22 protein-coding genes are annotated in these 23865 nt (G+C 63.6%); 12 read left to right on the forward strand and 10 right to left on the reverse strand.

Features of this window, described 5'->3' with window-relative positions; translation table 11 throughout:
• Window positions 1-27: 27 nt before the first annotated feature.
• From AC1Q6C_RS24175 to AC1Q6C_RS24185, 3 genes are read right to left on the reverse strand one after another with little or no spacing between them, the layout of a single operon-like run.
• Window positions 28-1209 carry a thiolase family protein gene (locus AC1Q6C_RS24175; RefSeq protein WP_007734272.1) on the reverse strand — a complete coding sequence of 394 codons (1182 nt, stop codon included), beginning with the start codon at window positions 1207-1209 and terminating at the stop codon, window positions 28-30.
• Window positions 1209-2279 carry a thiolase family protein gene (locus tag AC1Q6C_RS24180; protein ID WP_007734273.1) on the reverse strand — a complete coding sequence of 357 codons (1071 nt, stop codon included), beginning with the start codon at window positions 2277-2279 and terminating at the stop codon, window positions 1209-1211. The genes AC1Q6C_RS24175 and AC1Q6C_RS24180 overlap by 1 nt, the downstream gene beginning before the upstream one ends.
• A gap of 10 nt (window positions 2280-2289) precedes the next feature.
• Window positions 2290-3267, reverse strand: coding sequence for a Zn-ribbon domain-containing OB-fold protein (locus tag AC1Q6C_RS24185; protein ID WP_019746979.1), 978 nt, complete (start codon window positions 3265-3267; stop codon window positions 2290-2292).
• Window positions 3268-3340: 73 nt separating this feature from the next.
• Between AC1Q6C_RS24185 and AC1Q6C_RS24190 the strand changes: the two genes are divergently transcribed.
• Together AC1Q6C_RS24190 and AC1Q6C_RS24195 are read left to right on the forward strand one after the other, a co-directional pair.
• On the forward strand, window positions 3341-4378 hold the full coding sequence (locus AC1Q6C_RS24190) for an LLM class F420-dependent oxidoreductase (RefSeq protein ID WP_047269595.1): 1038 nt from the start codon (window positions 3341-3343) through the stop codon (window positions 4376-4378).
• A gap of 206 nt (window positions 4379-4584) precedes the next feature.
• Window positions 4585-5544, forward strand: a complete 960-nt coding sequence (locus tag AC1Q6C_RS24195) for a hypothetical protein (RefSeq protein ID WP_492666852.1) — start codon at window positions 4585-4587, stop codon at window positions 5542-5544.
• Window positions 5545-5712: 168 nt separating this feature from the next.
• Here the strand turns inward: AC1Q6C_RS24195 and AC1Q6C_RS24200 are convergent, their stop codons facing one another.
• Entirely contained in the window at window positions 5713-6537 is an 825-nt protein-coding gene (locus tag AC1Q6C_RS24200) for a crotonase/enoyl-CoA hydratase family protein (protein ID WP_007734275.1), read from the reverse strand.
• A gap of 79 nt (window positions 6538-6616) precedes the next feature.
• On the opposite strand from AC1Q6C_RS24200, the gene AC1Q6C_RS24205 reads away from it, so the two are divergent.
• Entirely contained in the window at window positions 6617-8290 is a 1674-nt protein-coding gene (locus AC1Q6C_RS24205) for an acyl-CoA synthetase (protein ID WP_039973409.1), read from the forward strand.
• Entirely contained in the window at window positions 8290-9405 is a 1116-nt protein-coding gene (locus AC1Q6C_RS24210; protein ID WP_007734277.1) for an NAD(P)H-dependent flavin oxidoreductase, read from the forward strand. Before AC1Q6C_RS24205 ends, AC1Q6C_RS24210 begins: the two co-directional genes overlap by 1 nt.
• Before the next feature lie 55 nt (window positions 9406-9460).
• On the opposite strand, the gene AC1Q6C_RS24215 is transcribed toward AC1Q6C_RS24210, so the two are convergent.
• The 6 genes from AC1Q6C_RS24215 to AC1Q6C_RS24240 form a co-directional block, all read right to left on the reverse strand.
• Window positions 9461-9616: a hypothetical protein gene (locus AC1Q6C_RS24215; RefSeq protein WP_003945810.1), complete on the reverse strand. Its 156-nt coding sequence runs from the start codon at window positions 9614-9616 to the stop codon at window positions 9461-9463.
• A gap of 67 nt (window positions 9617-9683) precedes the next feature.
• On the reverse strand, window positions 9684-10421 hold the full coding sequence (locus AC1Q6C_RS24220) for a FadR/GntR family transcriptional regulator (RefSeq protein ID WP_007734278.1): 738 nt from the start codon (window positions 10419-10421) through the stop codon (window positions 9684-9686).
• 60 nt (window positions 10422-10481) lie between these two features.
• Entirely contained in the window at window positions 10482-11300 is an 819-nt protein-coding gene (locus tag AC1Q6C_RS24225) for an ABC transporter ATP-binding protein (RefSeq protein ID WP_007734279.1), read from the reverse strand.
• A complete protein-coding gene (locus AC1Q6C_RS24230) occupies window positions 11297-13375 on the reverse strand; it encodes a dipeptide/oligopeptide/nickel ABC transporter permease/ATP-binding protein (RefSeq protein ID WP_039973385.1) in 2079 nt (692 codons plus the stop codon). Before AC1Q6C_RS24230 ends, AC1Q6C_RS24225 begins: the two co-directional genes overlap by 4 nt.
• Window positions 13375-14334: an ABC transporter permease gene (locus tag AC1Q6C_RS24235; RefSeq protein WP_003945671.1), complete on the reverse strand. Its 960-nt coding sequence runs from the start codon at window positions 14332-14334 to the stop codon at window positions 13375-13377. The genes AC1Q6C_RS24230 and AC1Q6C_RS24235 overlap by 1 nt, the downstream gene beginning before the upstream one ends.
• Window positions 14335-14377: 43 nt before the next feature.
• Window positions 14378-16003, reverse strand: coding sequence for an ABC transporter substrate-binding protein (locus tag AC1Q6C_RS24240; protein ID WP_007734285.1), 1626 nt, complete (start codon window positions 16001-16003; stop codon window positions 14378-14380).
• 274 nt (window positions 16004-16277) lie between these two features.
• Here AC1Q6C_RS24240 and AC1Q6C_RS24245 point away from each other — a divergent pair, with 274 nt between their 5' ends.
• Genes AC1Q6C_RS24245 through AC1Q6C_RS24280 form a run of 8 tightly spaced genes read left to right on the forward strand, consistent with a single transcriptional unit; the run spans window position 16278 to window position 23864 of the window.
• Window positions 16278-17336 (forward strand): Gfo/Idh/MocA family protein, encoded by a 1059-nt coding sequence (locus AC1Q6C_RS24245; protein ID WP_007734287.1) that lies wholly within the window; start codon window positions 16278-16280, stop codon window positions 17334-17336.
• Window positions 17333-18328, forward strand: a complete 996-nt coding sequence (locus AC1Q6C_RS24250) for a Gfo/Idh/MocA family protein (protein WP_007734295.1) — start codon at window positions 17333-17335, stop codon at window positions 18326-18328. Before AC1Q6C_RS24245 ends, AC1Q6C_RS24250 begins: the two co-directional genes overlap by 4 nt.
• On the forward strand, window positions 18325-19383 hold the full coding sequence (locus AC1Q6C_RS24255; RefSeq protein WP_007734307.1) for a Gfo/Idh/MocA family protein: 1059 nt from the start codon (window positions 18325-18327) through the stop codon (window positions 19381-19383). The genes AC1Q6C_RS24250 and AC1Q6C_RS24255 overlap by 4 nt, the downstream gene beginning before the upstream one ends.
• 46 nt (window positions 19384-19429) lie before the next feature.
• On the forward strand, window positions 19430-20359 hold the full coding sequence (locus AC1Q6C_RS24260) for a dihydrodipicolinate synthase family protein (RefSeq protein WP_007734313.1): 930 nt from the start codon (window positions 19430-19432) through the stop codon (window positions 20357-20359).
• A 1-nt stretch (window position 20360) separates the two neighbouring features.
• Window positions 20361-21290, forward strand: a complete 930-nt coding sequence (locus AC1Q6C_RS24265) for an ROK family protein (protein ID WP_007734314.1) — start codon at window positions 20361-20363, stop codon at window positions 21288-21290.
• Window positions 21287-21994, forward strand: a complete 708-nt coding sequence (locus AC1Q6C_RS24270) for an N-acetylmannosamine-6-phosphate 2-epimerase (protein WP_007734316.1) — start codon at window positions 21287-21289, stop codon at window positions 21992-21994. The genes AC1Q6C_RS24265 and AC1Q6C_RS24270 overlap by 4 nt, the downstream gene beginning before the upstream one ends.
• A complete protein-coding gene (locus tag AC1Q6C_RS24275; RefSeq protein ID WP_007734318.1) occupies window positions 21991-22683 on the forward strand; it encodes an SGNH/GDSL hydrolase family protein in 693 nt (230 codons plus the stop codon). The genes AC1Q6C_RS24270 and AC1Q6C_RS24275 overlap by 4 nt, the downstream gene beginning before the upstream one ends.
• Window positions 22683-23864: an N-acetylglucosamine-6-phosphate deacetylase gene (locus AC1Q6C_RS24280; RefSeq protein ID WP_007734320.1), complete on the forward strand. Its 1182-nt coding sequence runs from the start codon at window positions 22683-22685 to the stop codon at window positions 23862-23864. The genes AC1Q6C_RS24275 and AC1Q6C_RS24280 overlap by 1 nt, the downstream gene beginning before the upstream one ends.
• Window position 23865: the final 1 nt, after the last annotated feature.

A 23865-nucleotide genomic window follows, 5' to 3' on the forward strand; every position in this document is an offset into this window, starting at 1 on the left:
CTTCCTGATCGGCGTGTGTGCTGCTGCTTACGTGGTGGGACGTTCGGAGCCGACGACCCACATCGAGAAGTACTGCGAGCCACCGCCGTAGGCATGGCCGAGCGCCTTGCGAGCATCGGCCACCTGGTGATCGCCGGCGCGGTGCATGACCTGCATCGCCGACTCGGCAAAACGGATCATGCCCGAGGCGCCGATCGGGTTGGAGGAGAGAACACCGCCCGAGGCATTGACCGGGAGCTTGCCGCCGATCGCGGTTTCACCCGCCTCGGTGAGCTTCCAGCCCTGGCCTTCCTCCGCGAAGCCGAGGTTCTCGAGCCACATCGGCTCGAACCACGAGAACGGGACATAGATTTCGGCGCAGTCGATCTCGTTGAGCGGATCGGTGATTCCCGCTGACTTCCACAGTGCTGCTGCAGCGTCACGGCCGGCTTGCGGATTGACCTGATCGCGTCCGGCATAGAAGGTCGGCTCGGTGCGCATGGCCGTCGCGTGGATCCACGCGACCGAACGACCCTCGGCCTCGACCTGTGCGGCCGCTTCCTCGTTGCCGATCACCAGAGCGCACGCGCCGTCCGAGGACGGGCAGGTCTCGTCGTATCGGATCGGATCCCAGAGCATCTGAGATGCCTGTACCGATTCGAGAGTGATGTCCGGCTGCCGCAAGTGCGCATACGGATTGAGGCTGCCGTTGAGCCGATCCTTCACCGCGACGAGGTAGCCGATGTGCTCCGGTGCGCCCGATCGACGAATGTACGAACGGACGTGCGGGGCGAAGTATCCACCGGCACCGGCGCCGACCGGCATGTTGAACGGAACCGGTACGGACAGCGCCCACATGGCGTTCGACTCGGACTGCTTCTCCCAGGAAACCGTCAGAACCCGCTTGTGGACACCGGATTTGACCAGGCTGGAGGCGACGATAGCCGTCGAACCGCCCACCGATCCGGCAGTGTGAACACGCAGCAACGGCTTTCCGTTTGCGCCCAGAGCATCCGACATGGCGAGTTCGGGCATCATCGAACCCTCGAACAAATCGGGGGCCTTTCCGATGACGACGGCGTCGATGTCGTCCCAGCCGACGTTGGCGTCGAGCATCGCGGCGTCGATGGCTTCACGGACCAAGCCCGCCATCGAGACATCGTGACGCTTTGCGACGTAGTGAGTTTGGCCGGTGCCGAGCACGGCCGCGAGTTGAGGCGTTCCGGCCATCAGTTCCGTCCCTCCAAGACTGCTACCAGATTCTGCTGCAGCACAGGGCCGCTTGTTGCATGGGCCAGAGCGCGATTCGCCTGGCCGTCGAAGATTGCCTTGGCGGCGTGGCCGATTCGTTCCAGACCACCGGCGAACAGTGGGTTGCCGCTGAGCGGACCGCCGGACGGGTTGATCGTGGTGGCGTCGGTCAGGCCGATCGCTTCCTTCAAGATCAATTCCTGGTGAGTGAACGGTGCGTGCAGTTCGGCGACGTCGATGTTGCCGACCTCGCCGCCCGTTGCCGCCTTGGCTGCCGACGTAGTAGACGGTGAGGTGGTCAGGTCACGTGCACCCAGGTTGGGGGAGTCGATGCGATGCTCGAGTCCGGTGATCCACGCCGGCCGCTCGCAGAGATCGCGGGCGCGGTTACCCGAGGCCAGGACGATTGCTGCCGCGCCGTCGGTGATGGGCGCACAATCGTGTGCGCGCAACGGATCTGCGAGGAAGGGGCTGGCGAGAAGGGCCTCGATGTCGACCTCGCCTGCGAGCTGAGCCTTCGGATTGCTCAGCGCGTGACGACGGCTACGAGCGGCAACCTCCGCCATGTCCTCGTGCGTCCACTTACCCGCGTCGAGTCCGAGTCGGGCTTGAAGTCCGGCGATCGAGACGGAGTCCGGCCACAGCGGAGTGACGAGGTACGGATCGAGCTGCATGGACAGGATCTTGCGCAGGTGCCCGGCGGAGGACTTGCCGAATCCGTACACCAGCGCGGTCTCGACCTCACCGGTCAAGATCTTGATCCACGCTTCGTAGAAGGCCCACGCAGCGTCCATCTCGACGTGAGATTCGTTGATCGGCGGGACCGCTCCGATGGAGTCGATGGCCGAGATGAAGGAGAACGCTCGTCCGGCCAGGTAGTCGGAAGATCCGGAGCACCAGAAGCCGATGTCTGACTTGGTGATTCCCAGATCGCTGTAGAGCTGCTGGAAGCACGGGACGAGCATCTCGACGCCGTTGGTGGTGCCGTTGGTTTCGCGGACGTGGGGTGCCTGAGCAAAGCCCACGACTGCGATGTCTGCAGAAGTCATTTCAGGAGCCTCACAGGTGGTGTTGGAAGGTGGAGTACTCGGCGTCGGGTTCACCTGTCGGCCGGAAGTATTCGATGTTCTCGAGGGTGTAACCCCACTCTTCGCGAGGCTTCCACTTGGCTTCGACGCGCATGCCCATGCGTACGTCCGCGGCATCACATTCGAGAATCAAGTGCAGGAACGGAATGTCAGCCCCGTCGAGAAGCACGTAGGCGGCCACGTAGGGCGGTTTGATTCGCTGCCCGAGGAACGGGACGTTGACGATGCAGAAGGTGGTGACAATTCCCTTGTCCGGCAGTTCGATCTGCTCGCTCGTCGGCTTCCCGTTGGTGGGATTCGCGCCGCGCGGTGGGATGTAGATCTTGTCTTCGGGTCCGCTGCGACCACCGATGAGCTTGCCTTCTGCGAGACCGCGGAGGTAGAAACTCTCCTCGGCCGAAGCGGAATGCATGAAGTGCAGGTCGACAGGCGTCGTGATCATGGTGACAGGATCGGCGCTGGAATCGACTGTCGCGATTCCATTTTCGCTCTCACCTGGTTCGAAGCACTCGATGTCCTTGATCTGCCCGATCCGCTCCGACGCCCAGCGAGCACGAACCCGCAGGCCGGTGCTGATGTCGTCGGGGGAGTCGACGTCGACTGCGTGGAGCATGGACGTGTCCGCGCCGTCGAGCTTGATCAGGGCCCACGCGAAAGGCTTCGTCAGGGGTTGACCCTCGATGGGTTCGGGCATCCACGTCCAACTCACGACCGTTCCGCCGTCGGAGACTCCGACGAAGTCGGTCAGTGGTTCGGCCGTATCCGGATCGAATTCCGGTGGCGGCACGAAGACACGACCGTTCGACCCACGTGCGCCGATCACCTTGCGATCACGCAGGGCAGTCACGAACGCGCCGATGGTCGGTCCCGTCGATCTGGTGTAGTCGAAATGGAGATTCAATGGTGCGCTCAGGGGCTTGTCGGCCACCCCGCTCTTTCCGATGGTCACAAGATCGAGTAGAACAGGTTCTAGAGATTGTGGCAAGAGTCACTTCTGATCACCGGCAATGTGGAGGCCTGCGATGAAGCTTGGGTTGCAACTCGGATACTGGGGCGCGCAGCCGCCGGCAAACGCCCCGGAACTGATCGAGGCCGCGGAAGGCGCGGGATTCGACGCGGTCTTCGCGGCGGAGTCGTGGGGCTCGGACGCATTCACCCCGCTCGCCTGGTGGGGATCGCGCACCGAGACGGTTCGGCTCGGTACTTCCGTCGTACAGATTTCGGCGCGAACACCGACCAGCTGTGCCATGCACGCGCTCACTCTCGATCACCTCAACGGTGGGCGAACGATCCTCGGGCTCGGCGTATCCGGCCCGCAGGTCGTCGAAGGTTGGTACGGCCAGCCGTTCGAGAAGCCGCTCGCGCGCACCCGCGAATACGTCTCGATCGTGCGCCAGGTCCTCGCCCGTGAAGCGCCCGTCACCAGTCCCGGTCCCCACTACCCTCTGCCGTATGCGGGACCGGGCAGTTCGGGACTTGGCAAGCCGCTCAAGCCCATTACGCACCCGCTGCGTGCGGACATCCCGATCTGGCTCGGCGCCGAAGGGCCGAAGAACGTCGCGCTCGCCGGTGAAATCGCCGACGGCTGGCTGGCGATCTACTACACCCCGCGCCTGGCCCCGATGTACAACAAGTGGCTCGACGAAGGGTTCGCGCGCGCCGGGGCCCGTCGCAGTCGCGAAGACTTCGAGGTGGCCGCCACGTGCCAGGTCATCGTGACTGACGATCGCGCCGCTGCCATCGCCGCTCTCAAGCCGATGACCGCCCTCTACGTGGGCGGAATGGGCGCCCCGGAGTTGAACTTTCACGCGCAGGTCTACAAGCGGATGGGCTACGAGAAGGAGGTCGACGAGATCGGTCGCCTCTTCATGTCGGGCCGCAAGGACGAAGCTGCTGCCGTCGTCCCCGACGAGATGGTCACCGAGACCATGATCATCGGCAACGTCGACGAGGTGCGCGCAGACGTGAAGCGTTGGGAGGAAGCCGGAGTCACGATGCTGCTGGTGACCTGCCGCGACGCCGACCATGTGCGAGAGCTCGCGGCCGCGGTGGGTGGTTGAGCGGGGCACCCCCCATTTTCGAGCGGTACCCCCCTTTTTTCGAGCGCCGGTGCCGTCGCCAGCCATCTACCGCATCGCGTGAACGTATCGCTGCCCTTCTCTGACAGGGGGAGCGATACGTTCACAGGGCGGAGGGTTATCCACAGGTCGGTGTAAATGCCTGATTGGCAAGGGCCTGCGCGGCCAGGAAAGCCCATGATGTCTCCATGAGAAGGGGCGAATGGGGAGACGATCCGAGTTTGCTGATCGTTGCGAGCACGGATGGCGTAATTCGCGTGGCAGAGCTGACCAGACTGGGTGTGTCGGACACAGCGATTGCCGGGCGATGCCGCACGGGCGGTACTTGGCAGCGAATGCTTCCCGGCATAGTTCTGCTGGGGAACGGTTATCCGACGCCGCGCCAGCGCACGATCGCTGCATTGATGTTCTGCGGCCGCGGATCGATGGTCACTGGAAAAGCCGCCATGGCGCAGCATGGCTATCGTCCGCACTCCGGCGAGGTTCAAATCTTGATGCCCATGCATCGCAGGGTGCAATCGACCGGATTCGTCGTGGTCGAAAGGACTGTAAGGCTGCCGACGCCACTGACACGCAGCGGAATTGATTGCGCGCCACTGGTTCGGGCGGTACTCGATGCTGCACGGCGATGCAAGACTTTGGATAGTGCTCGCGCGTTGATTGCAGACGTCGTTCAACGAGGTGACGTTGTGGTTCGTGATCTGTCCAAAGAGTTGGAAGCCGGAAGTATTCGCGGTAGCGCATTGCCCCGCAAAGTTTTGCGGGAGGTGGATGCCAACGTGCATTCGGTGCCGGAGGCAGAGGCCCGCGAGCTGTGGAGGAGAACCGGGCTGCCCGAAATGGTATTCAACCGTGAGATCTGCGACGCAAACGGGAAATTCATTGCAATGCCCGACGGGTGGATCGATTCTGTGGCTTTTGCGTGGGACATCGATTCACTGGACTGGCATCTGTCACCTGGGGACTACCGGGCGACGGTCGAGCGTCGGACTCGTATGCAGAACGCGGGCATCATCGTGCTTCCGACTGTGCCGAGCGCGTTGCGCGCAGAGCCCGAGCGCGTGATAGGCGACCTGCGTGCGCATTTTGCGCTGGCCGCGTCACGGCCGCGTCCGAGGGTGTCAATCAGTGCCAGACCCGGAGGGTGAACGTATCGCTCCCCTTGTCAGAGAAGGGGAGCGATACGTTCACGCGATCGGGGGGCGGTGGTGTGCAGAGCGGTGGTGTGGGGAGCGGTGCTGTGCAGAGTGGGACGGGATAGGGCACGGGTGCACCGAGAGGGGACGGGAAAGGGGGGTGGCTCAGACAGGGGTGGGTCAGACGCCCTTGAACTGGGGCGCCCGCTTCTCACCGAAAGCCCGCGGGCCCTCCTTGGCGTCGGCGCTCATGAACACCTTCATACCCAGCTGTGCGTCGATCTGGAAGGCCTCTTCCTCGTGCATGCCCTCGGTGTCGCGGATGGTCTTGAGAATCGCCTGCACGGCGAGAGGGCCGTTTGCACTGATCAGGTCCGCGAGCTCCAGCGCCTTGTCGAGGGCCTGGCCGTCCGGGACCACGTGGCCGATGAGCCCGATCTCCTTGGCCTCCGGAGCCTTGATGTGACGACCTGTGAGCAGGATGTCCGCCGCGATCGTGTACGGAATCTGTCGCACCAGACGCACTGCGGAACCGCCGAGCGGGAAGAGCCCCCACTTGGCTTCGGAGACGCCGAACTTGGCGCTCTCACCCGCGACGCGGATGTCGGTGCCCTGCAGGATTTCGGTTCCGCCGGCGATGGCTGCACCCTCGACCGCAGCGATCAGCGGCTTGGTCAACCGACGGCCCTTGAGGAGGCCTTCGATCTTGGACATGTCGACGCCACCGCCCGCGAAGGAATCTCCCGGCGGCTTGGCGGACATGTTCTTGAGGTCGGCGCCGGCGCAGAAGTCACCGCCCGCACCGGTGAGGATGGCGACACGGATTTCGGGGTCGTTGTCGACCTGATCCCAGGCGTCGACCATGATCGCCATCATCTCGCCGGTGATGGCGTTCTTACGCTCGGGGCGATTCATGGTCACGATGAGAACGTGGCCACGCTTCTCCACGAGGCAATGCGGCGCGGTTTCCGAAATGTCTGATTTTTCGGTCGTCGAAGTGGACACTGATGGCTCCTGGCGGGTCTGTGAGCTGGCTCTCAAATTGGGTCTTGCCAGAAACGGTAACACGTTCTACTTTGAACTCGTGGCCCTTAACATCGCAGACTTCGTAGAGCACGCAATCGACCTCGTTCCGGACCGCGTTGCGCTGGTCTCGGACAACCGCGAGATGACTTATGCACAGTTGGAGGACCGAGCAAACCGCCTCGGCCACTACCTGCGTGAACATGGCGTTCAGCCGGGTGACAAGGTCGGCATCTACTGCCGGAACGTCATCGAGGCGATCGAGGCCATGGTCGCGGTTTTCAAGATCCGGGCCGTGATGGTCAACATCAACTACCGGTACGTCGAGAACGAGTTGCAGTACATCTTCGACAACTCCGACATGGTTGCGCTCATTCACGAGCGCCGCTACTCGGACAAGGTCGCGAACGTCCTGCCGAACACTCCCAAGGTCAAGTCCGTCATCGTGGTCGAGGACGGCACCGATCTGGACTTCAGTGCTTTCGGCATCGGCTACGAGGACGCACTCGCGCAGAGTTCGGGTGAGCGTGATTTCGAAGAGCGCAGCAACGACGACATCTTCATGCTCTACACCGGCGGCACCACCGGAAGTCCCAAGGGCGTCATGTGGCGTCACGAGGACTGGTGGCGTGTTCTCGGCGGAGGCATCAACTTCGTCACCGGAGTTCCGGTCGAGGACGAGTACGAGATGGCGAAGGTCGGCGCCGCCAACCCGAGCATGATCCGCTACCCGATCCCCCCGATGATTCACGGCGGTTCGCAGTCGGCGGTATTCCACAGCCTCTTCGGCGGCGGAACCTGTTTGATGCACCCGGAATTCGACGCCCACGAGGTGTGGCAGAACATCGACAAGCACAAGGTCAACCTGATCTTCATCACGGGTGACGCGATGGGCCGTCCGATGCTCGACGCACTCATCGCCGGAAACCCGGAGACCGGTGAGCCGTACGATCTTTCGACGCTCTACGTGATGGCCAGCAGTGCTGCACTCTTCTCGCCGAGTATCCAGGAGCAGTTCCTCGAACTGTTGCCCAACCGCCTGCTGACGGACTCCATCGGAGCATCCGAGACCGGCTTCGGTGGACTCGCCGTGCTGAGCAAGGGCCAGAAGCACACTGGCGGTCCGACGGTCAAGATCGACGCCTCCACAACGGTTCTCGACGACGACGGCAACGAGGTCGAACCCGGATCGGGCAAGCGCGGCATGCTCGCTCGCAAGGGCAACATCCCGCTCGGCTACTACAAGGACGAGGTCAAGACCGCCGAAACCTTCCGCACCATCAACGGCGTTCGCTACTCGATCCCCGGCGACTATGCGCAGGTCGAAGCCGACGGCACGGTCACGATGCTCGGCCGCGGTTCGGTGTCGATCAACAGCGGCGGCGAGAAGGTGTACCCGGAAGAGGTCGAAGGCGCTTTGAAGGCGCACCCGGACATCTTCGACGTCCTGGTGGTCGGTATCCCCGACGAGCGCTTCGGTCAGCGCGTTGCCGCAGTGGTCCAGGTACGCGAAGGCACGTCGCCGACGCTGCACGACATCGCCACCGCAGCACGCAAAGAGATTGCCGGATACAAGGTTCCGCGCAGCGTGTGGTTCGTGGACCAGATCAAGCGCAACCCGGCAGGCAAGCCCGACTACCGCTGGGCGAAGGCCGAAACGGAATCGCGCGAGGCCGATGATCACAACGGAAACGGCGCTCCTGTGGCGTCCGCAAACGAAAGCGTGGAAGCCTGATGCGTTCGGATCTCGCCGACAAGTTCGGCATCGAATACCCGATTTTCGGATTCACTCCTTCCGAGCACGTCGCGGCCGCGATCAGCCGCGCGGGAGGTCTGGGCGTGCTCGGTTGCGTCCGGTTCAACGACCCGGAAGAGCTCGAAGCCGCACTGACGTGGATGGACGAGAACACCGACGGTAAGCCGTACGGCGTCGACATCGTCATGCCGGCCAAGGTGCCGACAGAGGGCGGCGCCGTCGATCTCGACAAGCTGATTCCGGAGGAGCACCGCGCCTTCGTCAACCGCACGCTCGACGAGCTCGGTGTGCCGCCGCTTTCCGACGACGTCGAGCATGCGACCGGCGTATTGGGATGGCTTCACTCGGTGGCGCGGTCTCACGTCGATGTTGCTCTGGGACACCGGATCGCGTTGATTGCGAATGCATTGGGATCACCGCCGAAGGACGTCATCGATCAGGCGCACGAGAAGGGCGTACCGGTAGCAGCGCTGGCCGGCGCCGTCGAGCATGCACGTCGTCACGTCGAGAACGGTGTCGACATCGTGATCGCGCAGGGCTACGAGGCAGGCGGTCACACCGGCGAAATTGCGTCGATGGTTCTCGTTCCGGAAATCGTTGATGCACTGGGTGATTCAGCTGCTGTGCTGGCTGCCGGGGGTATCGGCAGCGGCCGTCAGGTGGCTGCCGCACTTGCACTCGGTGCGTCCGGAGTGTGGATGGGCTCGTACTGGCTCACCACGTCCGAATACAAACTCGGCAGTGCATCGGGCGATGGCCCGTCCGCTATTCAGCGTGCACTGTTGGGCGCGACGTCGGCCGACACCGTTCGTTCGCGCATCTACTCGGGTAAGCCCGCTCGGTTGCTCAAGACCAAGTGGACGGAAGCCTGGTCGAACCCGGGAGCACCGGCGCCCTTGCCGATGCCGCTGCAGAACCTTCTGGTCAGCGACGCTCATCAGAGAATCGCTGCATCGGAGAACCCGGAAGTTGTGGCAATGCCCGTCGGTCAGATCGTGGGACGGATGAACGAGATCCGCCCGGTCGCCGAGGTCATGGCAGAGCTGGTGTCCGGGTTCGAGGACGCGCGAACCCGGCTGGATTCGATGAAGTAGTAGATGACACGTGCGTGTGCCCTCGGCCGAGTTTCGGCCGAGGGCACACGTCGTTTCAGCCGGCGAGGTCGTCCGGTCCGACGGTGTCCGACAACCATTCTCCGCGGCTGAGGGCGCCGTCGTCGCGGCGGCGTGCGATCACGAAAATGACCAGGGCGGCAGCGAGGACAACTGCGAGAACGCGCGAAGGCGTCAGGTTCGGGTTCTTCATACCCGTAATTTTGCCGGAAGAACGGGCGCGATGGTGAGACAGCGGAGCAAAATCACGTGTTTCGAAATTACTGCGCTTCCGACGCATGGAGACTGGCGATCCGCTCGCGCAGGCCACCGAAGTGCACATCGAGAGTGTGCGCCGCCTCGACTGCATCACCCGTACGGATCGCGTCGAGAATCGCACGGTGCTTCGACGCGATGTCGATCAGCGGCGTATCCGAATGCCCGATGGCCTGCTGGATCTCGCTGTACACCTGCCAGAAGACGTCCATCAACTGAGCGAGGACCTGGTTGTCCAGCGGGGAGTACAGGCGGGAGTGGAAGGTCGCGTCGATGTCGGAGAAGTTCTTCCCGGCAGCGGCACGGACCTCCATGCCGGTGACGAGTTCGTCGAGGTCGGCGTGGTCGGCCGACGTCATCTCGGCCATCGCCGCACCGATCAGTCCGGTCTCGAGTGCCTGACGAATGTCGACCAGTTCCATCGCCTCGTGCCCGGTGCCCTGCAAGGACAACCGGCCACGGAAGGTCAGGCCGTCGGCGAGAGCGTCGAAGTTGCTAGGGGCGACGAACATTCCGAAGCCGTGACGGATCTCGACGACGCCCAAGGCCTGCAGAACCTTGAGCGCCTCCCGGAGCGTGTTTCGGCCGATACCCAATTCCTCGGACAGTTCGGCCTCGGTGGGCATCGGGTCGCCGGGGGAGAGCCTGCGTTCGAGGATCAAGTTCATGATGTCCGTCTGAAGTGCGCGCATGCGGTTTTGCGCGCTGAAACGAGCGCCCTGTGTGCCACTCCGGACAGACATCGATTCCCCTTTTCTGATACGAACGTCCTTCATCCTATGTCCGGTCATCCGCTCCATTGGTCAACCCACGTCAACGGTGCGTTGCAGGAGGCTGGGCGCCGCACCCAGCAGTTTGGCCGTGTACGCATCCGACGGGTTGTCGAATACTTCCTGGGCCGTTCCCTGCTCGACGATCCGCCCGGCGTTCATGACGACGATGGTGTCGGAGACGTACCGCACCGTCTGTATGTCGTGCGAGATGAACACCATGCCGAGCCCCAACCGAGCCTTGATGTCGCTGAGCAGATTCAGGATCTGCGCTCGCACCGAGACGTCGAGCGCCGACGTCGGCTCGTCGGCCACGATGACGTCAGGTTCGAGCGCGAGTGCACGCGCGATCGCGACACGTTGCCGCTGACCGCCGGAGATCTGGCTCGGGATGACTTCGAGCGCAGATTGGGGGAGTCCGACCAAACCGACCAGCTCGCAAACTCGGGCGGTCCGGCTCGCGCGGTTGCCGATGCCGTGGACGTCGAGTGGATCGGTGAGGATGTCGGCCACCGTCATTCGGGGATTGAGCGCGGTAGCCGGATCCTGGAAGACGATCGAAATCGCCCGGCCGAACTCCTTGCGCACGCCGGCCGACCGGGTCAGAGCGCTTCGGCCGCGAAAGACCACGTCGCCCGACGTCGGTTTCTGCAGTCCGACCATGACTTTGGCCAGAGTGGACTTGCCACAACCCGACTCGCCCACGATGCCGATCGTCGTCCCTCGTCGTACGTCGATACTGACATCGTTGACCGCGTGAACTGTGCCCGGTTTGAACAGTGATCCCGAACGGGTCTTGTGGACGACGTGAATGTTCTTCAGTTCCAGGATGGGTGCTTCAGCTGTAGTCATCGCACGCTCTCCAATTCCGATTCTGTACGTACGGGAGTCGCGGACTGGTCGGCGAACCAATGCTCGGTCCCGTCGACCCGGACCATCTCCGGCTTTCGGAGGGGGTCGGAGTCCGGGCGAGTGGAACGCTCGGCGAAACGGTCACCCGGCGCGAAGTTTCCGGGCGAGGGAACAGTTCCCTGAATCTGATGCAGTCGCGGCGCTTCGTCCTCGATCGAGAGAACGGCACCGAGAAGGCCCTGGGTGTATTCGTGGCGGGGATCGACGAGCAGATCACTCGTGGGCGCCGACTCGACGACCTGACCGGCGTACATCACCGTGATCTTGTGAGCGAGTGAAGCAACGAGTGCAAGATCGTGGCTCACGAAAACCATGGCAAACCCCAGCTTTTCCCGAAGATCGTTGAGCAAGTCCACGACCTGGGCCTGGACGGTGACGTCGAGAGCGGTGGTGGGCTCGTCCGCGACGATCAACCGCGGACTGCGGGTGAGCGACATGGCGATCAGAACGCGCTGACGCTGACCACCGGAAAGCTCGTGTGGGTAGCTGGAGAGAGTGCGCACCGGATCGAGTCCGACGAGTTCGAGCAGTTCCTCGGCTGTGCGGGTACCGCCGCGCTTGGTGAGCTGCTTGAACTGCGCGCGGATCAGCATCGCCGGATTCAGTGAACTCAGCGCGTCCTGGTAGATCATGGCCATGTCGTGCCCGCGCAGCTTGTTTCGCTCTCGGTTGTTCAGCTCGAGGACGTTGACTCCGTCGAACAGGATCTCGCCGGTCACCACTGCCGTCTTGGGTAGCAGACCCATGATCGCCAGCGACGTGAGCGATTTTCCGCAACCGGACTCGCCGACGAGTGCCATCGTCTCGTTCGGGCGGACGGTGAAGCTCACGTTGTCGACGATCGCGGTGTCTCCGTAGCGTTCCGGGAACCGGATCGTGAGATTGCGGACCTCGAGGAGTGGCGCGGCATCGCCCTCGTACACAAGACGATCGGAGCGGGACCGCTCGGTTTCCGCCAGGATCTTCAGGTGCGTTTCGAGAGGAGTCGGCTCGGCGGCCGGCTCGAGAACATCTTTCACGACGCTCGGATCGGCGAAGTCGTCTATCAACCCCGGAGTGTCGGTGACCGATGCGGCTTCGTCCTCCAGAATGAGCTCGTTGGAGGTCTCCTCCGCTGCAGCGGTCTGCGCTGCTTGGAGCGCGGAGGGCGTCTTCTTGGTCTTCTTCAGACTCGGATCGGCCATCGCGTCCGTCAGGCCCTCGGCGAGCACGTTGAGGGAGAGCACCGTCAGCAGAATGAGCAGGCCGGGGAACACCGTTGCCCACCAACCACCGAGGAGGACCATGTTCTTGCCGTCGGCGATCACCGATCCCCACGACGGGTCCGGGGGACGCACACCGGCGCCGATGAACGACAGGCTGGCTTCCAGCACGATGGCGTCGGCGACCATGACAGTGCAGAAGACGAGAACGGGCGCAGCACAGTTGGCTACGACGTGCTTGACGACGATGTGTGAAGTTCTTGCGCCGATGACCTTTTCGGCCGCGACGTAGTCCTCGCCGTACTGAGCGAGAACGTTTGCGCGAACGACGCGAGCCACCATCGGTGTGTAGAGGAACGCGATAGTGACGATCAGAACCGGGATCGAACCACCGAAGGCCGCGACGAGTACGGCAGCGAGCGCAATGCCCGGGAACGCCATGACCACGTCGAGCACACGCATGATGGTCTCGTCGACGCCTTTTCGGCTCGTTGCGGCCACCGATCCGATGAGAGCGCCGGCGCACAGTGCGAGGAAGGTGGAACCGAGACCGATGGTCAGCGACCAGCGTCCGCCGTAGAGCAAGCGGCTGAACAGATCTCGACCGAGACTGTCCTGACCGAACCAGTGCTCGGCGCTGGGGCCCGCGGTACCCACCGCCTGTTCGAGCGGGGTGTACTGCGTGATCAGCGGCGCGAAGAGGCAGGCGAGCACGATGATCGCGAGAACCGCCATCGACAGCCAGGCCGAGAGGGGGAAGCGAGAAAAGGTGATGCCGGGTCGCGAAAGCTTCTCGGTGAGTTTTCTTCTCATCATGCTGCGCTCCGAAGTCGTGGATTGACAAGCAGGTAGAGGATGTCGACGGCGAGGTTGACGACGACGAAGCCGACCGCGATGACGATGACAACACCCTGAACGACTGCGGGGTCACCGTTGGTGACGCCGTTGATCATGAGCTGACCCATGCCGGGCAGGCCGAAGATCTGCTCGATGACCACAGCGCCACCGAGGAGGTAACCGACACGGAGGCCCAGGACGGTGAGCGGGTTGATCAGCGCGTTACGCAACACATTCCGTCCGATCACCACGTGATAGGGCAGGCCGCTGCCGATCGCGGTCCGGACGTAGTCCTTGTCCAACTCCTCGACCATCGACGTGCGGATGATGCGCGTGAGTTGTGCTGCGACGGGCAGTGACAGGGACAGCGCCGGGAGCGCCATGTACCAGAGCCAGTCGCTGACGGAGTCGCTCGGATTGACGTAGCCACCGGTAGGGAACCATCCGAGTTGGACAGCAAGGTACTGAATCATCAGCAGTGCCAACCAGAATGACGGTGCCGCCACACCGCCGAGGGAGATCACTCGGATGACCTGATCCGGCCAACGATCGCGGAACAGTGCGCTGGTGACGCCGAAGATCAGCGAGAGCACGATGGCGATCACCAGTCCGAGAACCGTGAGCTGAATGGTCAGTGGCAGAGCGGTGGAGATCGAATCCAACACCGGGGTACCGGAAATCAGACTGTCACCCATGTTGCCGCTGACCAGATCGGTCACGAAGTGAACGTATTGCAGCGGAAGCGGATCGAGCAGTCCGTTCTCTTCCTTGAACTGCTGCAACTGTTCCGCAGTCGGGTTGCCACCGTTGAACGCCGCGGTTGCGGGATCGGTGGGCGCGAACTGCATCACGATGAAGACGAACGCGATGATGCCGAGGATCAGGGGGATCAGTATCAGTAATCGCCTGATCAGCATGGGGAGGACTCTTGCCATCGGGGGATCTCTCAGTTGTGGGAAACGGCCGAGCGGGCGGGTATCAGGCCGGCTTCGCCTGAAGCAGGTTGACGCCGGGGTACGGCAGCGGAGTGACGTCGGCGATCTTCTTCGGATCCCACGCAGTCAGGAGCTCCTGATGGAGAACCGGGTAGTAGACAGCATTTTCGGCGATCTGGTTCAGGTACGACTGCACGAGGGTGCTGCGCTTTGCCGGGTCGGTCTCGCGGGTGGCTTCGTCCATGGTGGCGTAGATCTTCTGCGCTTCGGGGGTGTCGTCCCACTTGGCGTAGGTCTTCGTCCACAAGCCGCCCTTGCTGTACGTGTAGCGGACGAGAAGGTCGACGTCGCTGCCGAATGCCTGCGGGTTGGACGTACCGGCGGCGATCTGGAACTTCTGGCCGCTGTTGAGCTTGCTCACCATGGCGCTGGTGTCCTGCGGTTCGAGTGTCGTGTTGAATCCGACTGCGTCCCAAGACTCTTTGATGGTCGGCAAGCAGTCGGCCAACCAGCTGACGTTGGTGGAGAGCAGCGTCAGGTCGAGGCCACTGACACCGGCGGCAGCGAGGAGCGAGCGGGCCTTGTCCGGATCGTACGAGTAGACGGTGGACGCTCGCGCGTAGTCGGGGTTGCGCTCGTACAGGTAGCTCGTGGCCGGTGCTGCCTTGCCGCCGAGGGCGATTTCGATCATCTTCGGGGTGTTGATCGCATAGAACATCGCCTGGCGAACACGAACGTCGTCGAACGGTGCCTGAGTCGTGTCGAAGAGCAGGTACATGAGGTTCATGCCCGGGTTGCCCTCGACGGTGCGCCCACCGGAGGTCAGAGTGGGGACGTTGGCGACGGGGATGTTGTCGGCGAGTTGTGCACCGGCATTGTTGCCCGAGACGCGCGCGATGCGTGAGGAGGTGTCGACGATGGAGAGCCAGTTCATGGTCGCGAAGTTGGCCGGACGCGGCCCGTTGTACGCCTCGAAGGCCTCGAAAGCTGTGTTGCTCTTGGGGGTGTGGCTCTTGAGCTTGTACGGACCGGAACCGACGACCAGCGTTCCGGACTTGGCCTCGTCCCAGTGGCCGTCGAAGACGTGCTTGGGCATGATCTTGGCGATCGAGAGACGCTGTGCGGCAGCGCTGAACGGGTAGTTGAAGTTCAGGGTCACCGTTTGGTCGTCGACCTTGGTGACGGACTGCAGCCAGGAGGAGAAGAAGGAGCGGATCAGTACGTTCTGCTGTGGATCGAGGATGCGATCGAAGGTGAAGACGACGTCGTCCGAGGTGACCGGAGTGCCGTCGTGCCAGGTTGCTCCCTCGCGGATTTTCATGGTCCAGCTCGAGGCAGTGGCGTCGGTCGGGACGGCCTGTGCGAGCGCCGCATACGTCTCACCGGTGCCTGGATCGTTTTCGAGCAGTCCCTCGTAGACGTGGTTGACCGCTGCCATGAGGAAACCGGATGCAGTCTGCATCGGGTCGAAGCTCTGGTCGTTGCCGTATCCGATGGCGGTGGTCAGATCGCCGGTGCTCGCGGAACCGCCGACAACCGAGGTCGACGACGGCCCGCCGCCACAGGCCGCGAGAGTCGCGGTGATACCTGCTGCAGCTCCCAGTAGCCCGGTGTACCGGAACAGGTCTCGGCGGGTGAACGCGGAGCTCAGCGGTCGTTCGTTCTTCAAGGCGGCCTCCAAGGCGGGGAGCGGGACATCAAGGGAGTGGATAGGGGATGTCCTATGTTCGACGTCCGATGTTGCGTAACTTACATTGTGGATCAGAAAGCGTCTAGAGAATCTTCGGAACTGGCGGCGCCGAACTTCGACGTTTCGCCGGTTTCGAGCCAAAAATAGTGCGCTCACCTGCATGGATGAAGACTGTGTTACCGGTGTCGAATTGACGAGCGATGACGCCGGCCGTATAACATAGGACATCCCTCATCCAATCTTTGGAGACTTCATGACCCGATACAAAGTCGGTGTGGTCGGTTGCGGATTCTTCGGTAGTTCCCTCGCTCGCGAGCTGGCTGCCCATCCACGTTTCGAACTGACGATGCTGTGCGACCGTGACTTCGAGCGGGCCAAGGACGTCGCCGCAGAGTTCTCGGCAACCCCGACAGACGATCACGACGCGGTGGCCGCTCACCCGGAGTTGGCCCTCGTTGTCGTCGCGACGCCCAATCACGCGCACGCCGAACCTGCCATCGCGGCGCTCGAACACGGCAAGGCAGTTTTTGTCGAGAAGCCACTCGCCGTCGAACTGGTCGATGCGCAGAACATGATCGCGAGCGCCGACGCGAGCGGTTCGCCGTTGATGGTCGGGCACATCATGCGGATGATGCCGGGTGTACGACGGCTGGCGGGCCTGCTGACGTCGGGGGAGCTCGGCGAGGTCGCTGCGATCGAAACGTCTCGCTCACGATGGATCGACACCGACGGCGCAGATCCACAGTGGTGGAAGCTCGACAAGAGCCGAACGGGTGGAGAACTGACTCACGAGATTCACGAACTGGACCTGATGTGCTGGCTCGGCGGCGAGGTGACTGCCGTGTCGAGCATCGCCACCGCGGACGACGGCTTCCGCAACACAGTGGTGTCGTTCGCCGGCGGCGCGATCGGCAGACACACCATCTCGACGCGTTCACACACTTCGTCGTGGCAGCTGACCGTCGATGCCACCGAAGGTTCGGTCCACGCGGACTTCCACACCGGCCGGGTCAGCCGACTGCGCGGGGGACAGGTCGTAGAGTCGTGGCCGATCTTCGACGTCGACGCCGAGAACCAATCGTTGATCGACGCTGCGAGCAGGACGCAGAAGTACAACTCGGGTAACGGAGGATCCTCGCTGTGGATGCAGGCTGCGATTCGTCACGAAATCGACGAGATGGCAGCAGTTCTCGACGGCAAGGCTGATCCCGACTCGCCGTTGACGTACGCACGTGAACGCGCACTCGTCGTCGCCGAACAGGTGCGACTCGGTGGCGGCGAACCGGCAGCGCTCTCGGGAAGTGCCAAGTGACGGTGCGTGTAGCCGTCATAGGTAGCGGCGGAATCGCGCGGGACCACGTCAGCGCCTTGGCGCGCATCCCGTCGGTCGAAGTCGCCTACGTATTCGGCAGTGACTTGGACCGGGCCGCATCGGTTGCGGCGTTGGCGCCGGGCGCGAAGGCCAGTACCGATCTGGCGAAGATTCTCGCCGACCCGAGCGTGCAGGCGGTCAACGTCGTCGGGGCCACTCCCGACCACGCACCCGTGACGATAGCCGCGGGCCGCGCGGGAAAGCATGTGCACGTGGAGAAGCCGGCCGCGCTGACAGTCGCGGACTTCGACGCGATGGTCGAGGCCACCGAAGGTAACGGCACCTCACTGATGGTCGGACAGACCGTACGATTCCAGCCGTCGATCACCTCGATCGGAAACTCGGTTGCACAAGGTGCCATCGGCGACCCCCGGTTGATCCATCTCAGTTGGTACACCGGCCATGTCTGGCCAGGGGGCTGGCGAGGCTGGCAACACGACAAGGAACGTTCGGGTGGTCACCCCGTTCACAACGGAACCCACGCACTCGATCTGGTGACGTGGCTGATCGGTCGTCGTCCGACCCGTGTGTTCGCTCGTAGTTTCCCCACCTTCGCGGCGGGGATGCCCGTGCACGACAGCTTCCATCTGACCGTTCGCTTCGAGGACGGATCGCTGGCTCTGATCGAATTGGCCTACGCGCTACCACAATCGGGAAAGATGGTGCGTCGGATCGTGGTGTCGGGGACTTCCGGCACGCTCGCGCACGACACCGGCGACGACCCGGGACTGATGACGGACACGACCAACGCGCCGCCGTCGTCGATCGAGGACGCGATGTCGCATCAGATGCGTCACTGGATCGCCACTCTCGACGGTTCCGCGAGCCCGATAGTCGAGAACTGGCAGGTGCGTGCAGCTCTCGCGACTGCCATCGCTGCCCAGCAATCGCTCGACACCGGCCGCGCTGTCTCGATCGGAGAAAACCAATGACCGGCACCGGTTCGATCCGCGTCGGATTTGTCAGCGGCGTCAGGCATGCCGGCTCCTATGCGGACCTGTTGCGATCCGATCCTCGAGTGAGCCTGGTCGGGGCCTCCGACGAATCCTCGGTCCCCGATTGGATTCGTGAGGACGGGATCGCGATGGCAAAGGCCGCAGACATCGAGTGGATCGACGAACTCGGCGAGTTGCTCGACCCCGAACGGATTGACCTGGCGATCATCTGCAGTGAGCCGACCAGGCATGCGCGGCTTGCGATTGCCGCATTGAACGCCGGACTCGACGTCCTGGTGGACAAGCCGGTGGGCGTCGACGAGGCGGAGGCCGCGGCGGTTCAGCAAGCCGCACGGTCGAACGGGCGAATCTGCACGGTGGTGAACCGCACTCATTCACCTGCGCTCCGGCGACTGCGCCGATGGATCGACGCCGGAAATCTCGGACTGCCGCGCCACGTCGACATCGAGTTCCTCGCAAGCGGAACACATTTCGCGACGTCTGTCGAGCGTCCCGAACTGGTGGTGGATCCCGCGCTTTCCGGCGGGGGAGAAGTAGTGAACTTCGCCGGTTACGCCGCCGACTACCTCCGATACCTCACCGGCCTGGACGTCACCGAGGTGTACGCCGAGACGAGCACACTCTACGGCGGGGCCCACCAGCAGTTCGGAGTCGAAGACACGGCGTTGATCTCGCTCGCCCTGGAAAACGGCGTCACCGCGACGGTGACCGTCGGAAGAATCCCCGCAGCACCGGGTTTCGGCGCGAATACCGCGACGGTTCGCGTCCTCGGATCCCACGGATACGCGAGTTCCGACGACGACAAACCCGCGGTGACCCACTTCGCGGCCTCGGGAGACGTGACCGCACTACCCATCGGCGGCTTCGGTTCGGACAACGCGGTGTCGAGCTTTCTCTCTCACGTGCTCGATCGACTTCCCACACGGACCGAACCCGACTACACCGTGGCAGACGCCCGCGCGTCGATGCGCGTGATCGATGCTGCCTATCTGTCCGCCTCGAGCGGTCAGCCGGTCTCCGTTTCTCCCTGACAGCCGCACCCACAACTCAATCCGACAACCAACATATGGAGACCCCATGAGCACGGAAACCACCACCTTCAGCGGAATCGTCCCGCCGATCGTCACACCACTGACGCTCGAGGGCGAGGTCGACACCACGTCGCTCGAACGCCTGCTCTCACTGCAGATCGAAGCCGGAGTCGACGGCTTGTTCGTCCTCGGTTCCTCGGGTGAGGTCGGTTACCTCACCGACGCTCAGCGCGCCCAGGTGGTGCAGACGGCCATCGGTCACGTCGGTGGCCAGGTACCGGTCCTCGTCGGAGTGAACGACATGACCACCAACCGGGTCATCGCCGTCGCCGAGCAGGCGCGCGAGGCTGGTGCGGATGCCATCGTCGCGACGGCGCCGTTCTACGCGATCACCGATGCAGCCGAGACGGCAACGCATTTCCGCTCCATCCACGCCGCAGTGGATCTTCCGTTGTTCGCCTACGACGTCCCGGTTCGTGTCCACAGCAAGCTCAGCCCGGCAATGCTGGTCGAGCTCGGTCGCGAGGGAGTCATCGCCGGCGTGAAGGATTCGAGCGGCGACGACGTCAGTTTCCGTATGTTGCTCCGTCAGTCGGCCGGGCTCGAAAACTTCGCCGTCTTCACCGGGCACGAGGTAGTCGTCGACGGATGCCTGCTGATGGGTGCTTCGGGCGCAGTGCCCGGCCTGGCCAACGTGGACCCGCACGGCTACGTACGACTGTGGCGCGCTGCGCAGGCAGGAGACTGGGCCGCAGCGAAGGCCGAGCAGGATCGACTCACCGATCTGTTCTCCATCGTCGAGGCGCCGACACCGGGTCGCGTCAGTGCCGGTGCCGCGGGTCTGGGCGCGTTCAAGACGGCTCTGGCCCTGCGCGGCGTCATCACCGGCAACACGATGTGCGCGCCGATGCTCTCGCTCGACGAGTCCGAGACCGCAACGATCAAGGTCGTTCTGGAACAGGCCGGGCTCCTCTGACATGACATCTGGGCAGAAGCGATGGATCGGTATCGACATCGGCGGCACCAAAGTGGCTGCCGCGGTGGTGACGTCCGACGGAGACGTGATCGACACCGTTCGTGCGGCAACACCGACGGCGGGTAGGGAAGCCGTTCTCGGGACCGCTACCGCGTTGATCGACCGTCTGAGGGCGAATCACACGGTAGCCGGAATCGGAGTCGGTGCACCGGGAATCATCGATCGGGTGCGTGGCCGCGTCGTCTTCGCCTCCGACATTCTGTCTGGATGGAGTGGCGCCGAGGTTCGCGGAGAACTCGAGGCACACTCAGGCCTACCAGTGACGGTGGACAACGACGTGCGCGCGATGGCTCACGGCGAGAACATGATCGGCGCCGGTCGCGGTCGAACCTCTGCACTGTTCGTCTCGATCGGTACCGGAATCGGTGGCGCGTTGACCGTGGGCGGTCAGCTGTACCACGGTGCCCACGGAACAGCCGGCGAGCTCGCGCATCTGTTGGTTCCGGTCTCCGGGGCGATAGGTTGCGGTTGCGGCAGAACCGATCACCTCGAGGCAGTCGCGTCTGGCCCGGCGATGGCAGCCGAGTACGCAGCGCGGGCGGGTGTGCCCACTCAACCGTTACAGGCAGTGGTGGCGCTCATGCACTCGGGCGATCCGATCGCCCGTGCCGTGGTCTCCGACGCCGGTACTCTGCTGGGCCGCGTCCTGGCCGGCATCGCGACTGCATTCGATCCCGAGGTGATCGTCATCGGCGGCGGCGCAGCCCAGATCGGAGCCGACCTCCTGTCTCCGCTGACGTCCGCTTTCCGGGTGGAAGCGATGGGCCCCATTGCCGAAACCGCCATTCTTCCTGCCCGTTTGGGGACCGATGCGCCGCTCGTCGGCGCTGCGCTCCTGGCCGCCGCAACACGAATCGAGGTAACACCGTGACTGTCGAAGAATTGCTCACGATCATCAGCGGGAAGCTGATCGTGTCCTGTCAGGCCGGACACGGCCATGCCCTGCGCGACACCGGGACCATCGAGAGGATGGCCCGCGCTGCGGTCGACGGGGGAGCGGTGGCTATCCGCTGCGGCGGTGTGGGCGGAACCCCGGATGTCGCAGCAGTCGTGTCGGCAGTGAAGGTACCGGTGATCGGTTTGACGAAGATCGGCTCGGAGGGCGTGTTCATCACGCCGACAAGGGAATCAGCCCTCGAAGTCGTGGATTCGGGTGCGCAGATCGTGGCTGCCGACGCCACGCTGCGACCTCGTCCGGACGGGCTGACCTTTGCCGACACCGTCGACGCGGTCCATGATCGCGGCGGCCTCGTCATGGCCGACTGTGGAACACTCGAGGACGGCGTCGCTGCCGCCGCGTCGGGCGCCGACATCATCTCCAGCACACTGGCGGGATACACCGAGAACAGCCGACGGCTGGCCGGCCCGGACCTGGAGCTGATCTCGGAACTGCGGCAGGCACTTCCAGATGCAGTCCTCATTGCCGAGGGGCGATACCACAGCCCGGAGGATGCGGCACGCGCCATCGCCCTGGGTGCAGACTCGGTGGTTGTCGGAACCGCAATCACGGATCCGGCGTTCATCACGTCGAAGTTCGCAGCGGCAGTATCGGGCGCCGAAAGGTCGAGGGTGTGACCCCGACGTCGAAGGCTCTGAAATCCAGGACCGCTGAACGGATTCGGCTGGAGACTTTGCTCGGCGACTCCTCGACGCCGATACGGTGGGTCTTCACCGGCGACAGCATCACTCAAGGATTGACGCACACCGACGGTCATCGAAGTTACGTCGAACACTGCGCCGAGCGCGTCCGTGGTGAACTTTCCTTGTTCAACCACGTCCTTGTCAACACCGGGGTGAGCGGCAATCGATCCTCCGATGTGCGTGCGGGTTTCGCGCACCGCATCGAAGTGTTCGAACCCTCGGTGGTGTTGATCATGCTCGGTACGAATGACGCATTGGATGGCGAAGAAGAACTGGAGCGGTTTCGAGACGACCTCTCGGACATGATTTTCCGGACGCGAGCGATCGGTGCGGTGCCGATCCTGCAGACGCCGCCACCGATCGACGTCGAGAATGCGCCCACCAGAGCGGGATTGGTTCAGTACGTCGAGGTCGTGCGGCAGGTTGCCGCCTCGACGCGCGTTGTGTTCGTCGACCACTACGCGCAGTGGACGGCCCATTCTCCCGATGGTCCACCGCCGGCTCTCCTGGCTGACGCATTCCATCCGAACGAACAAGGGCACTACGTGCTCGCGGACGCCGTGCTCCGTGAGTTGTCGATCGCGGATACCGAAGTTCCCGTTGTACCGCAGGTGATGTCGTGATGCATCGTGGACAAATTCTTCGTGGACAACTGGTGACCGGTGGGCAACTGCTTCCGGACGGTGTCGTCGAGATTTCCGGTGATCGTGTGGTGTGGGCCGGGCCCGCGTCGCAGCGAACCGACCCGTTACCCGAACGGGCAGCTGCGGGGACAACGATCATCCCGGGGTTGGTGGACGTTCACTGCCACGGCGCCGGCGGATTCGGTTTCCCCGAGGCAGACGAGTTCGGATCCACCGTGGCTGCCGATCACCACCGGACGAACGGCACGACCTCGGTGATCGGCTCGCTCGTCTCCGCGCCGCCGCAGATCCTGCGCAGTCGCATCGAGCTCCTGGCAGGACTGGTGGACGAGGGCACGCTGGCCGGAATTCACCTGGAAGGTCCATTCCTGTCGGTACTCCGTTGTGGCGCCCAGGATCCCGACAGCATTCTCGACGGCGACCCGGCTCTGCTCGAGTCGCTGCTCGAAGCCGGCCGCGGGCACATCCGCTCGATGACGATCGCTCCGGAGACAGCACACTTCGGCGAACTTGCCTCATTGCTGGAGCGTCACCGGGCCGTCGTGAGTATCGGACACACCGATGCGTCCAACCCGATTGCGACACGTTCGATCGCACACTCGGCGCATGCACCGCTCAGTGCCACTCACCTGTTCAACGGTATGGCTCCGATGCATCATCGCGCTCCCGGCGCAGTGGCGGCGTGTCTTGCCGCGGCCGCGAAAGGACAGATGGTGGTCGAGTTGATCGGGGACGGAGTACATCTCGCCGACGAGACGGTGGCGACGGTGTTCGATCTGGTCGGTCCGCATCAGATCGCGTTGGTCTCCGACGCGATGGCTGCGGCGGGAATGCCCGACGGGCGCTACCCACTCGGACCTCTCGACGTCGACGTGGTCGGTGGCGTGGCGCGGCTGGCCGGCCAGGGGGACACGGCCATTGCCGGCGGGACGAGTCGGTTGATGGACATAGTCCGCCGGGCTGTCAATCACGCCGGCGTCGATCTGCTTTCGGCTGTCATCGCAGCGACGGCAACGCCTGCTTCGCTGATGGGGCTGGCCGGAATGGTCGGCGATCTCGTGCCGGGTTGCCGCGCCGATCTGATCGTCACCGGTCCAGAACTCGAAACCCGCGCCGTCATGGCCGCTGGGAACTGGCTCATGAACTACACCGAAAGCTGAG

The organism is Rhodococcus sp. MT28, from assembly GCF_058792695.1.